Source organism: Neorhizobium sp. BETTINA12A, assembly GCF_023006485.1.
GTDB lineage: Bacteria > Pseudomonadota > Alphaproteobacteria > Rhizobiales > Rhizobiaceae > Neorhizobium.
The window spans coordinates 1-696 of record NZ_JALBGW010000354.1 but is presented as its reverse complement, the minus strand read 5'-3'; the positions used below and the strand labels follow the sequence as shown (position 1 = coordinate 696).

1 pseudogene is annotated in these 696 nt (G+C 67.0%); it reads right to left on the bottom strand.

Going from position 1 to position 696, the window contains the following annotated elements:
• Window positions 1–696, bottom strand: a pseudogene (locus tag MOV61_RS30120) (hypothetical protein); the annotation flags it as partial.

Here is a 696-nt window from a genome sequence, read left to right as displayed (position 1 = left end):
AAGGTGTCGAAGGGGTGCTGCGGTTGGGCTGCGGTGTGGCGGGCGCGGGTGCCGGCGTACGCGTCTGCTGCGCTGTCTGGCTTCCCGGCAGGCTCGACTGGATCAGGCCATCGACCATGTCGTTCAGCGAGTCGCGGTTCAGCCAGATTGCATAACCACCGCCGCCGACAAGCGCCAGGCCGACGATCGCCAGCACGATCCCGGCGTAGTTACGCTTGCGCACCGGGGTGACCCGATAAGGCCTTGCCGGCGCATGCATCAGGTCGTCCGCATCCGCGTCGGTGTGAAGCGTACTGCGCGCGCCGCCGCCTGAAGAGGACGACGTGTCCTTGTTGAAGCCGATCAGTTCCTCGAGATCACCCCACGGATCGTTTTCGACCGGTTTCGCGGGCGCGGCAGTGGCCTTCTGGGGCTGCTGCTGGTCAAGATATTCGGCGAATGGATCGATCCCGGCAGCCTCGTCCCCCTCTGCTGACGCTGCCGTACCCTTTTGCTGCGCGAGTTCGGGCACATCGGCGACCGACGGCATGCGGACATAAGCGGCCGCCACGTGGGTCTCCGGATCGAAATGGGCCGCGGCCGCGGCTGCGGTTCCGTGACCATGGCCAATCGGTTCGACAGGACCGGCCGTGACCAGTTCGGGCACATCGTTCCATGCCGCGGCAGCGACCGTTTGCGGGCTCGGCGCCGGCGGCT